Genomic DNA, 12,581 nt, shown 5'->3' with positions numbered 1-12,581 from the left:
GCACAGCCCGTCCCAACTGCTCGACTGCCGCAAATAAGCGTCTCACGATGGTCGCCGTCAGGTCACGCCCGGATAACTTCGAAGATCTCTTGCACTTTTTTGCTGCAAGGACTTTCGAGACGCTTACATCGCTGTTACGTTCGGCGACGCCCGGCGGCGGCAACGACGCGGTCGGCAAGTCGACAGGAGCGGCAGACGGGGCCGTTTCCTGTGAGCACACGGGCTTTCACCCTCAAGGAGAACTCATGCGGCGTGGCATAGCGGCCACCGCGCTGGTGGCGTCCCTCGCCCTCGCGGCGACGGCCTGCGGCGGAAGTGACGGCGGCGACTCGGCCGACGGTCCGGTCACCATCACCTGGTGGGACACCTCCAACGCCACCAACGAGGCGCCGACGTACCAGGCCCTGATCAAGGACTTCGAGGCCGCCAACAAGGACGTCAAGGTCAAGTACGTCAACGTGCCCTTCGACCAGGCACAGAACAAGTTCGACACCGCCGCAGGCTCCAAGGGCGCCCCGGACATCCTGCGCTCCGAGGTCGGCTGGACCCCCGCCTTCGCGAAGAAGGGTTTCTTCCTGCCGCTGGACGGCACCGAGGCCCTCGCGGACGAGAGCAGCTTCCAGCCCAACCTGATCGAGCAGGCCAAGTACGACGGCAAGACCTACGGCGTGCCGCTGGTCACCGACACCCTCGCCCTGGTCTACAACAAGGAACTCTTCGAGAAGGCCGGCGTCCAGGCCCCGAAGACCTGGGACGACCTGAAGAAGGCCGCCGCCACGGTCAAGGCCAAGACCGGCGTCGACGGCTACTGGGGCTCCACCCAGGCCTACTACGCGCAGACGTTCCTCCACGGCGAGGGCACCGACACCGTCGACGCCGCCGCCAAGAAGGTGACCGTCGCCTCGGCGCCCGCCAAGAAGGGTTACGAGACCTGGCTGAGCCTGTTCGACGGCAAGGGCCTGCACAAGGCCGACACCACCGCCGACGCCTACGCCCACATCCAGGAGGCGTTCGTCAGCGGCAAGGTCGCCTCGATCATCCAGGGCCCGTGGGAGATCACCAACTTCTACAAGGGCACCGCCTTCAAGGACAAGAACAACCTGGGCATCGCCACCGTCCCGGCCGGTTCCACCGGCAAGGCGGGCGCCCCGACCGGCGGCCACAACCTCTCGGTGTACGCCGGTTCGGACTCCGCCCACCAGAAGGCGGCCCTGAAGTTCGTCAACTTCATGACCTCCGCGAAGTCCCAGGCGAGCATCGCGCTGAAGAACTCCACCCTGCCGACCCGCGACGACGCCTACACCGCCGAGGTCAAGGCCGACCCGGGCATCGCCGGCTTCCAGGGCGTCCTGCCCGCCGCCCAGCCGCGCCCGGCCCTGCCCGAGTACAGCTCCCTGTGGGGCCCGCTGGACACCGAGCTGCCGCAGATCGCCGGGGGCAAGGAGTCCCTGGACGAGGGCCTGGGCAAGGCCGAGACCGCGATCGCCAAGCTGGTCCCGGACTTCACCAAGTGACCCCGAGTGGCCGCCGGATCCCCCGCGAACCGGGGGAGGGATCCGGCGGCCACCGGCCTGTGGCCAGGCCGTGCAGGCCGAAGATCTTCCAGAAGGTGTCGAAGCAGGTGTCGAAGAAGGTGTCGAACCCATGACAGTCGCCATCGACCGCGCGACCGGCAAGCGCCGCGGTGACCGCGAGCCGAAGTCCGGACTGGGCCGGCGCCTGAGGCGCGGCTACGAGAAGCACTGGTACGCGTACGCGATGATCGCCCCGGTGGTGATCGTCCTCGGGGTCCTCGTGCTCTACCCCCTGGCGTACGGCCTCTACCTCACGCTCACCGACGCCGACAGCCTCAACAGTGCCCGCACGATCGGCGTCAACCACATCGACGCCACCTACAAGTTCATCGGCCTCGACAACTACGCCGACATCCTGTGGGGCGACACGGCCTACGACCGCTTCTGGTCGCACTTCGTCTGGACGATCGTGTGGACCGCGCTCTGCGTCACCCTGCACTACACGATCGGCCTCGGCCTCGCCCTGCTGCTCAACCAGAACCTGCGCGGCCGCACCCTCTACCGGCTGATCCTGATCCTGCCGTGGGCCGTGCCGACCTTCGTCACCGTCTTCGGCTGGCGGTTCATGCTCGCCGACGGCGGCGTGATCAACTCCTTCCTGGACACGCTCCATCTGCCCTCGCCGCTGTGGCTGGAGGACACCTTCTGGCAGCGGTTCTCCGCGATCATGGTCAACACCTGGTGCGGTGTGCCGTTCATGATGCTGTCGCTGCTCGGCGGCCTGCAGTCCATCGACACCTCGCTGTACGAGGCGGCCGAGATGGACGGGGCCAGTGCCTGGCAGCAGTTCCGGTACGTCACGCTGCCAGGCCTGAGGTCCGTCAGCTCCACCGTCGTACTGCTCGGCGTCATCTGGACCTTCAACCAGTTCACCATCATTTTCATACTGTTCGGCAACACCGCCCCGGACGCCCAGATCCTCGTCACCTGGGCGTACTACCTCGGCTTCGGACAGCAGCCGCGTGACTTCGCGCAGTCGGCGGCCTACGGCATCCTGCTGTTGGCCATCCTGATCGTCTTCACCTCCTTCTACCGCCGCTGGCTGAACCGCAATGACCAGCAGCTCGCGATCTGAGGCAGGAGTCCCCATGAGTACGACCACCGTCGAGACCTCCGCCGCGGCGACCGCGGCGGACTCCAGGGAGTCCTCGCCGCGCAAGACCCGCAAGCGCGGCGAGAGCACCCCCGCCGTCCGGTTCGCCTCCCACGGCATCCTGATCGCCGCGAGCCTGGTGGCGCTCTTGCCGGTCGCGTGGCTGGTGTTCCTGTCGCTCGGCCCGGACAAGGACGACTACCTGCATCCCGGGCGCATCTGGGGCAAGATGACGTTCGACAACTACACGTTCGTGCTCCAGGAGACGAAGTTCCTCGACTGGCTGCAGACCACCATGATCGTCACCCTGGGCACCACGCTCATCGGTGTGGTCATCTCCGCGACCACCGGGTACGCGGTCTCGCGCATGCGCTTCCCGGGCTACCGCAAGTTCATGTGGGTGCTCCTGGTCACGCAGATGTTCCCGGTGGCCGTACTCATCGTGCCGATGTACCAGATCCTGTCGGAACTGCAGCTCATCGACAGCTACCTCGGCCTCGTCCTGGTGTACTGCACGACCACCGTTCCGTACTGCGCATGGCTGATGAAGGGCTACTTCGACACCATCCCGTTCGAGATCGACGAGGCCGGGCGGGTCGACGGGCTGAACCCCTTCGGCACGTTCGCGCGGCTGATCCTGCCGCTCGCCAAGCCGGGCCTGGCGGTCGCCGCGTTCTACAGTTTCCTCACCGCCTTCGGCGAGGTCGCCTTCGCCGCGACGTTCATGCTGTCCGACACGAAGTACACCTTCGCCGTCGGACTGCAGACCTTCGTCAGCGAGCACGACGCGCAGCGCAACCTCATGGCCGCCACCGCGGTACTGATCGCCATACCCGTCTCCGCGTTCTTCTACTTCGTGCAGAGGAACCTGGTGACCGGCCTCACCGCGGGCGGCACGAAGGGCTGACCCTTCCGTCAGGTCCGTCACATCCGTCACGTGCATCACGACTCCCGCGCGCCTGACCGCGCGGGTGGCGGCCGCGGTGGCCATCCGACCCCGCTGTCACCGCGGCCGCCTCACATCCGTGACCCGAGAAACCCCGAGCCTTCCGTAAACCGCGCAAAACCTGCGCGCGCGACAATTGAGCAGAGCCTTCCCGACCATCGCATCAAGGACGCCATGAGCCAGCAGCACTCCGCCGACCCGGCCCCGACCCCTTCTGAAGCGGCTGTCGCCACCGTCGTCAAGCGCCGCGACTGGTGGCGCGACGCGGTGATCTACCAGGTCTATCCGCGCAGCTTCGCCGACAGCAACGGCGACGGCATGGGCGACCTGGAGGGTATCCGCGCCCGACTGCCGTACCTGCGCGACCTCGGCGTGGACGCCGTGTGGCTCAGCCCCTTCTACGCGTCCCCGCAGGCCGACGCCGGCTACGACGTCGCGGACTACCGGGCCGTCGACCCCATGTTCGGCAACCTCCTGGACGCCGACGCGCTGATCCGCTCCGCCCGCGACCTGGGCCTCAGGATCATCGTCGACCTGGTCCCCAACCACTCCTCCGACCAGCACGAGTGGTTCAGGCGGGCGATCGCGGAGGGCCCCGGCTCGCCGCTGCGGGACCGCTACCACTTCCGGCCCGGCAAGGGCGAGCGGGGCGAACTCCCGCCCAACGACTGGGAGTCGATCTTCGGGGGCCCGGCCTGGACCCGCGTCACCGAGCCGGACGGCACCCTGGGCGAGTGGTACCTGCACCTCTTCGCGCCCGAGCAGCCCGACTTCAACTGGGACCACCCGGCCGTCGGCGACGAGTTCCGCTCCATCCTGCGCTTCTGGCTCGACATGGGCGTCGACGGCTTCCGCATCGACGTGGCCCACGGCCTGGTGAAGGCGGAGGGCCTCCCGGACCTCGGATCGCACGGGCAGCTCAAGCTGTTGGGCAACGATGTCATGCCGTTCTTCGACCAGGACGGCGTGCACGAGATCTACCGCCAGTGGCGCACTGTCCTCGACGAGTACGCGGGAAATGAAAAAGGGCCCGAAGGGCCTTCCTCGGAAGGGCGGGGGCGGGAGACGGGCGGGCGCATCTTCGTCGCCGAGGCGTGGACGCCGACCGTCGAGCGAACCGCCAACTACGTCCGCCCGGACGAACTCCACCAGGCGTTCAACTTCCAGTACCTGAGCACGGAGTGGGACGCGAACGAGCTGCGCGCGGTCATCGACCGCACCCTGGAGGCGATGCGCCCGGTGGGCGCCCCCTCCACCTGGGTACTCTCGAACCACGACGTGACCCGCCACGCCACCCGCTTCGCCAACCCGCCCGGCCTCGGCACCCAGATCCGCACGGCGGGCGACCGCGAACTCGGCCTGCGCCGGGCGAGGGCCGCGACCCTCCTCATGCTGGCGCTGCCCGGATCGGCGTACGTCTACCAGGGTGAGGAACTCGGCCTCCCGGACGTCGTGGACCTCGCGGACGAGGTGCGTCAGGACCCCGCCTACTTCCGGGGCGCCGGCCAGGACGGCTTCCGTGACGGCTGCCGGGTGCCGATCCCGTGGACGCGCGGGGGATCGTCGTACGGCTTCGGCGACGGTGGCAGCTGGCTGCCGCAGCCGGAGGGCTGGGGCGAGCTGAGCATCGAGGCCCAGACCGGCGTCCCCGGCTCCACCCTGGAGCTGTACCGCGCCGCCTTCGCCGCCCGCCGCGAACAGCCCGACCTCGGTGCGGGCGACTCCGTGGAGTGGCTGAAGGCCCCCGAGGGCGTTCTCGCCTTCCGCCGCGGCGAGTTCGTGTGCGTCGCCAACACCGGCGCCGAGTCGGTCACGACTCCGAAGTACGGTCGCCTGCTCCTCGCCAGCGGCGACATCGCCGAGACGGACGGTGAGGCGAAGCTGCCGGCCGACACGACGGTGTGGTGGACGGCCAACTGACCGTCCCCGCAAGGATTTTCCGGAATTTTCAGAGGCCCGCCTTCCGCTTGCGGAGGCGGGCCTCTACGATCTGCGGCACCGCACGGCTTGCAAGTTTTCAGCAAGAACCTTCAACGCAAGAACCTTCAATGGAGAAGGGGCCCCCGCATGGCCAGAAGAGCTCTCGCCGGAGCATGCGCCCTCGTGGCGGGCGCGGCAGCCGCGATCGTCGCCCCCGCCGGCACCGCACAGGCAACGCCACCCGGCACCAAGGACGTCACCGCCGTCCTCTTCGAGTGGAACTTCGCCTCGGTCGCCAAGGAGTGCACCCACACCCTCGGCCCCGCCGGGTACGGATACGTCCAGGTCTCCCCGCCCGCCGAGCACATACAGGGCTCGCAGTGGTGGACCTCGTACCAGCCGGTCAGCTACCGGATCGCCGGGCGGCTCGGTGACGCCACCGCCTTCAGGAACATGGTCGACACGTGTCATGCGGCGGGCGTGAAGGTCGTCGTCGACGCGGTCGTCAACCACATGTCGGCAGGCAGCGGCACCGGCACCGGCGGCTCGTCGTACACGAAGTACGACTACCCGGGCCTGTACTCCTCGTACGACTTCGACGACTGCACGGCGAGGATCAGCGACTACACCAACCGCGCCGACGTCCAGAACTGCGAACTAGTCGGCCTCGCCGACCTGGACACGGGGGAGGAGTACGTCCGCTCGGCGATCGCCGGCTACCTGAACTCCCTGCTCGGGTACGGTGTCGACGGCTTCCGTATCGACGCGGCCAAGCACATTCCGGCGACCGACCTGGCGAACATCAAATCGCGGCTGTCGAACCCGTCCGTGTACTGGAAGCAGGAGGTCATTTACGGCAGCGGAGAGGCCGTCCAGCCGACCGAGTACACCGGCAACGGCGACGTGCAGGAGTTCCGCTACGCCTACGACCTCAAGCGGGTCTTCAACAGCGAGAACCTCGCCTACCTGAAGAACTACGGCGAGGGCTGGGGCTACCTGAACAGCTCCGTCTCCGGTGTCTTCGTCGACAACCACGACACCGAGCGCAACGGCAGCACCCTGAACTACAAGGCCGGCGCCGCCTACACGCTCGCCAACGTCTTCATGCTCGCCCACCCCTACGGCGCCCCGGACATCAACTCCGGCTACGAGTACTCCGACACGGACGCCGGGCCCCCCAACGGCGGTGCGGTGAACGCCTGTTGGCAGGACGGCTGGAAATGCCAGCACGCCTGGCCGGAGATCCTGCGCATGGTCGCCTTCCGCAACGCCGTGCGCGGCGAGTCGCTCACCGACTGGTGGGACAACGGCGCCGACGCCATCGCCTTCGGGCGGGGAGCCAAGGGCTACGTCGCCGTCAACCACGAGTCGAGCGGCCTGAGCCGGACCTACCAGACCTCGCTGCCCGCGGGGACGTACTGCAACGTGCAGAACAACACGACGGTGACGGTGAACTCGAGCGGCCAATTCACCGCGACGCTCGGCGCCGACACGGCCCTGGCGATCTACGCGAGCAAGTCGAGCTGCTGAAAGTTCTTTCCATTGCTTTCAGCTCTCTTGCTGTAAGTGTTTCCTCGGCGATACGGTCGCGCGGGGTCGGACCCACGTCAGCCGTCATCGCAAGGAGTCCACGTCCGTGATACCGAGATGGTCGGCGCCCCGGCGCCGTACTGCCCAGGCAGGCCGGGTCGCTGCGGTCACCGTGACCGCGTTGGCCGCAGCGCTCGTCCAGCCCCTGGCCGCCCGGGCGGACACCCCGCCCCCACCGCCGTCCGACGCGAAGCTCGCCGCCGAGCCCGCCCGGCACGACGCCACCCGTGAGCAGTTCTACTTCGTCCTGCCGGACCGCTTCGCCAACGGCGACACCGGCAACGACCGGGGCGGCCTGACCGGTTCCCGCCTCAGCACCGGCTACGACCCCACCGACAAGGGCTTCTACCAGGGCGGCGACCTCAAGGGCCTGACCAAGAAGCTCGACTACATCAAGGGCCTCGGCACCACCTCCATCTGGATGGCCCCCATCTTCAAGAACCAGCCCGTGCAGGGCACGGGGAACAACGCCTCCGCCGGCTACCACGGCTACTGGATCACCGACTTCACCCAGGTCGACCCGCACTTCGGCACCAACAAGGACCTGGAGACCCTCATCTCCAAGGCGCACGCCAAGGGCATGAAGGTCTTCTTCGACGTCATCACCAACCACACCGCCGACGTCGTCGACTACGAGGAGAAGTCCTACGACTACCTCTCCAAGGGCGCGTTCCCGTACCTGACCAAGGACGGCGAGCCCTTCGACGACGCCGACCACGCGGACGGCAGCGAGGACTTCCCGGCGGTCGACGCCGACTCGTTCCCGCGTACGCCCGTCGTGGCCGACGCGAAGAAGAACGCCAAGGTGCCTTCCTGGCTCAACGACCGGACGATGTACCACAACCGCGGTGACTCGACCTACGCCGGTGAGTCGACCACGTACGGAGACTTCTCCGGACTCGACGACCTGTGGACCGAGCGTCCCGAGGTCGTCAGCGGGATGGAGAGGATCTACCGGCGCTGGGTGCGGGACTTCGACATCGACGGCTTCCGGATCGACACCGTGAAGCACGTGAACATGGAGTTCTGGACCCAGTGGGCGACGGCCCTGGACGCCTACGCGGCCAAGCAGGGCCGGGACGACTTCTTCATGTTCGGCGAGGTGTACTCCGCCGACACGTCGATCACCTCGCCGTACGTCACCCAGGGCCGCCTCGACGCCACGCTCGACTTCCCCTTCCAGGAGGCGGCCCGGCAGTACGCCTCCCAGAGCGGCAGCGCGCACAAGCTCGCCTCGGTCTTCGCCGACGACTACAAGTACACGACCGACAAGGCCAACGCGTACGAGCAGGTCACCTTCCTCGGCAACCACGACATGGGCCGCATCGGGTACTTCCTGGGCCAGGACAACCCGCAGGCGACGGACGCCGAGCTGCTCGCCAAGGACCGGCTCGCCAACGAGCTGATGTTCCTCAGCCGCGGCAACCCCGTCGTCTACTACGGCGACGAACAGGGCTTCACCGGCGCCGGCGGCGACAAGGACGCCCGCCAGACGATGTTCGCGTCCCGTACCGCCGACTACCTCGACGACGAAGAGATCGGCACCGACCGCACCCACGCGAGCGACGCCTACGACAAGAGCGCGCCGCTGTACCGGCAGATCTCCGAACTCGCCGGGCTCCGCAAGGCCAACCCGGCGCTGACGGACGGCATCCAGACGGAGCGGTACGCGGCCGACGGCTCCGGCGTCTACGCCTTCTCCCGGACCAGCACCGCCGCCGACCGGACCGAGTACGTCGTCGCCTTCAACAACGCCGACGAGGCGAGGACGGCGACCTTCGCGACCGCCACGGCGGGCATGAACTTCCAGGGGATCTACGGGAGTTCCGCACGGACGACCTCCGCCGCCGACAAGAAGATCACCGTCACCGTCCCGGCCGGTTCGGCGATCGTCCTCAAGGCGGCCGGCAGGCCCGCCGAGCCCGCAGCCAAGCCGACGATCACCCTCAAGGCCCCCGCCACCGGCGCCACCGGCACCGTCGAGCTCACCGCGGACCTGGACGGCGGCCGGCTCAACCGCGTCGTCTTCGCCGCCCAGGTCGGCAACGGAAAGTGGCGGACCCTCGGCTCCGCCGACCACGCCCCGTACAAGGTCACGCAGACCATCGGCAAGGACGTACCGGCCGGAACCGCCCTGCGCTACAAGGCGGTGGTCGTCGACTCGGCCGGCCGCACGTCGAGCGCCACCGCCGACAGCACCACCGGCACCCCGCCGGCCGAGGAGATCCCCTCCGCCTCCTCCCGCGACTACGCGGTCGTCCACTACAAGCGCACCGACGGCGACTACGACGGCTGGGGCCTGTACGCCTGGGGCGACCTCGCCGACGGCGAGTCGACCGAGTGGCCCGACAGCCACCCGTTCGCCGGCCGGGACGCCTACGGAGCCTTCGCCTACGTCAAGCTGAAGCCCGGCGCCTCGAACGTGGGCTTCCTCGTCATCGACAAGGACGGCACCAAGGACGTCTCCGCCGACCGCACGATCGACGTCACCAAGACCGGCGAGATCTGGATCGAGCAGGGCAAGGAGACCGTACAGACACAGCGGCCCGACTACCCGGCCCAGGACAAGTCCAAGGCCGTACTGCACTACCACCGCGCCGACGGGAACTACGACGGCTGGGGGCTGCACGTCTGGTCGGGCGCCGCCCATCCCACCGACTGGTCGAACCCCCTGAAGCCGGTGAGGACCGACAGCTATGGCGCGGTCTTCGAGGTACCGCTCACCGAGGGGGCGGGCAGCCTCAGTTACATCATCCACAAGGGCGACGAGAAGGACCTGCCCACCGACCAGTCGCTCGACCTCACGGCGAACGGCCACGAGGTGTGGCTGCTGAACGGCCAGGAGAAGTACCTGCTCCCACAGCCGGCCGGCTCGGCCGCCGCACTCGACCTGACCACCTCCAAGGCCGTCTGGATCGACCGGAACACGGTCGCCTGGAACGGCTCCGAGGCGGCCGCCTCCACCCAGCTGCTGTACTCCCGCGACGGCTCGATCTCCGTCGACAACGGCACGCTCACCGGGCCGGCCACATGGCTGCGCCTCTCCAAGAGCGCCCTCACCGACGCCCAGAAGGCCAAGTTCCCGCACCTCAAGGACCACACCGCCTGGTCCGTCGACCCGCGCGACCGCGACCGGGTGCGCGAGTCCCTCGGCGGGCAGGTCGTCGCCTCGCAGCGGGCCGCGAACGGGGCCGTGCTCGCCGCGACGGGCGTCCAGCTCGCCGGCGTACTCGACGATCTGTACCCCGCGGCGACGAAGGCGGAGCTCGGGCCGACGTTCCACAACGGCCGGCCGACGCTGGCGGTCTGGGCACCGACCGCCCAGAAGGTCGCCTTGGAACTCGACGGCTCCACCGTCGCCATGAAGCGCGACACCACCACCGGCGTCTGGTCCGTCACCGGCTCCAAGTCCTGGAAGAACAAGGCCTATCGGTACGTCGTGACGGTCTGGGCGCCCAGTGTCCGCAAGGTCGTCACCAACAAGGTCACCGACCCCTACTCCCTCGCCCTGACCACCGACTCCGAGCGCAGCCTGGTCGTCGATCTCGACGACCGGTCCCTCGCCCCCAAGGGGTGGTCCTCGCTGGTCAAGCCCAAGGCGGTTGCCCTCAGGGACGCCCAGATCCAGGAGCTGCACATCCGCGACTTCTCGGTCGCGGACAAGACGGCTGCCGACCCCGGCACCTACCTCGCCTTCACCGACAAGGACAGCGACGGCTCGAAGCACCTGCGGGAGCTGGCGAAGGCCGGGACGTCGTACGTCCATCTCCTCCCGGCGTTCGACATCGCCACCATTCCGGAGAAGAAGTCCGACCAGGCGACCGTCGACTGCGACCTGGCTTCCTACCCGGCCGACTCGGACAAGCAGCAGTCATGCGTCGCCGCGGTGGCCGCGAAGGACGCCTACAACTGGGGCTACGACCCGTACCACTACACGGTCCCCGAGGGCTCGTACGCGACGAACCCCGACGGCACGGCCCGTACCGTCGAGTTCCGCGAGATGGTCAAGGCGCTGAACGAGGACGGCCTGAGGGTCGTCATGGACGTCGTCTACAATCACACGGCGGCGAGCGGCCAGGCGGACACCAGCGTCCTCGACCGGATCGTCCCCGGCTACTACCAGCGGCTCCTCGCGGACGGCTCGGTCGCGAACAGCACCTGCTGTGCCAACACGGCCACCGAGAACGCCATGATGGGCAAGCTGGTCGTCGACTCGATCGTCACCTGGGCCAAGGAGTACAAGGTCGACGGCTTCCGCTTCGACCTCATGGGCCACCACCCGAAGGCCAACATCCTCGCGGTCAGGAAGGCCCTCGACGCGCTGACCGTCGCCGAGGACGGCGTCGACGGCAAGAAGATCATCCTGTACGGCGAGGGCTGGAACTTCGGCGAGGTCGCCGACGACGCCCGCTTCGTCCAGGCCACGCAGCGGAACATGGCCGGAACCGGTGTCGCCACCTTCTCCGACCGCGCCCGTGACGCCGTGCGCGGCGGCGGCCCGTTCGACGAGGACCCGGGCGTCCAGGGCTTCGCGTCCGGGCTGTACACCGACCCCAATTCGTCCACGGGCAAGGGGACGCCCGAAGAGCAGAAGGCCCGCCTCCTCCACTACCAGGACCTGATCAAGGTGGGGCTCTCCGGCAACCTCAAGGCGTTCACCTTCACCGACACCGAAGGCAAGGAGGTCACCGGCGCCGAGGTCGACTACAACGGCCAACCCGCCGGGTACGCGGACGCCCCCGGCGACGCCCTCGCGTACGCCGACGCGCACGACAACGAGACGCTGTTCGACGCGCTGACCTACAAACTGCCCGCGGGCACGTCCGCGTCCGACCGCGCCCGGATGCAGGTCCTCGCCCTGGCGACGGCCACCCTCTCGCAGGGCCCGGCCCTCTCCCAGGCGGGCACCGACCTGCTGCGCTCCAAGTCCCTCGACCGCAACTCCTACGACAGCGGCGACTGGTTCAACGCCGTCCACTGGAACTGCCGGGACGGCAACGGCTTCGGACGCGGACTGCCGACGGCCGCCGACAACGCCTCCAAGTGGCCTTACGCCAAACCCCTGTTGGGCGCGGTCGGCGTCGGCTGCCCGCAGATCGAGGGCACCTCGGCGGCGTACCAGGACCTCTTGAAGATCCGTACGACGGAGCAGGACTTCTCCCTCGACACGGCCGGCCAGGTGCGGTCGAAGCTCTTCTTCCCGCTGTCCGGGAAGGACGAGACTCCCGGCGTGATCACCATGACCCTCGGGGACCTGGTCGTCGTGTTCAACGCGACGCCCACGACCCAGGAGCAGCAGGTCGGCGCGCTCGCCGGAGCCGGCTACCGGCTGCACCCGGTGCAGGCGTCGGGCGCGGACTCCGTCGTCAAGTCCTCGTCCTACGAGCGGGTATCGGGCACCTTCGCCGTTCCTGGGCGGACCGTGGCGGTATTCTCCCCGGTTTCCTGACAAGGGCAT

General features: G+C 68.3%; 6 protein-coding genes. All 6 read left to right on the top strand.

Going from position 1 to position 12,581, the window contains the following annotated elements; all coding sequences use genetic code 11:
• Window positions 1-245: 245 nt before the first annotated feature.
• Window positions 246-1,514: an extracellular solute-binding protein gene (locus tag ACFYO2_RS02610; RefSeq protein ID WP_388342963.1), complete on the top strand. Its 1,269-nt coding sequence runs from the start codon at window positions 246-248 to the stop codon at window positions 1,512-1,514.
• A 130-nt stretch (window positions 1,515-1,644) separates the two neighbouring features.
• Entirely contained in the window at window positions 1,645-2,649 is a 1,005-nt protein-coding gene (locus ACFYO2_RS02605; RefSeq protein WP_388342960.1) for a carbohydrate ABC transporter permease, read from the top strand.
• Between the two features lie 13 nt (window positions 2,650-2,662).
• On the top strand, window positions 2,663-3,574 hold the full coding sequence (locus ACFYO2_RS02600; protein ID WP_388342957.1) for a sugar ABC transporter permease: 912 nt from the start codon (window positions 2,663-2,665) through the stop codon (window positions 3,572-3,574).
• Window positions 3,575-3,787: 213 nt separating this feature from the next.
• Complete coding sequence (locus ACFYO2_RS02595; RefSeq protein WP_388342955.1) at window positions 3,788-5,533, top strand: glycoside hydrolase family 13 protein; 1,746 nt, start codon at window positions 3,788-3,790, stop codon at window positions 5,531-5,533.
• 147 nt (window positions 5,534-5,680) lie between these two features.
• Window positions 5,681-7,063, top strand: a complete 1,383-nt coding sequence (locus ACFYO2_RS02590; protein WP_388342953.1) for an alpha-amylase family protein — start codon at window positions 5,681-5,683, stop codon at window positions 7,061-7,063.
• A gap of 106 nt (window positions 7,064-7,169) precedes the next feature.
• A complete protein-coding gene (pulA, locus tag ACFYO2_RS02585; RefSeq protein WP_388342950.1) occupies window positions 7,170-12,572 on the top strand; it encodes a pullulanase-type alpha-1,6-glucosidase in 5,403 nt (1,800 codons plus the stop codon).
• The last annotated feature ends 9 nt before the right edge of the window (window positions 12,573-12,581 follow it).

Source organism: Streptomyces sp. NPDC006602 (assembly GCF_042870385.1).
Taxonomy (GTDB): domain Bacteria; phylum Actinomycetota; class Actinomycetes; order Streptomycetales; family Streptomycetaceae; genus Streptomyces.
Note: the sequence above shows the minus strand (reverse complement) of the source record. Positions and strands in the feature narration are given on the sequence as shown.

Bases quoted from the DNA above. Each gene is read 5' to 3' on its own strand.
- ACFYO2_RS02610 (WP_388342963.1), top strand. From the start codon at position 246: ATGCGGCGTGGCATAGCGGCCACCGCGCTGGTGGCGTCCCTCGCCCTC.
- ACFYO2_RS02605 (WP_388342960.1), top strand. From the start codon at position 1,645: ATGACAGTCGCCATCGACCGCGCGACCGGCAAGCGCCGCGGTGACCGC.
- ACFYO2_RS02600 (WP_388342957.1), top strand. From the start codon at position 2,663: ATGAGTACGACCACCGTCGAGACCTCCGCCGCGGCGACCGCGGCGGAC.
- ACFYO2_RS02595 (WP_388342955.1), top strand. From the start codon at position 3,788: ATGAGCCAGCAGCACTCCGCCGACCCGGCCCCGACCCCTTCTGAAGCG.
- ACFYO2_RS02590 (WP_388342953.1), top strand. From the start codon at position 5,681: ATGGCCAGAAGAGCTCTCGCCGGAGCATGCGCCCTCGTGGCGGGCGCG.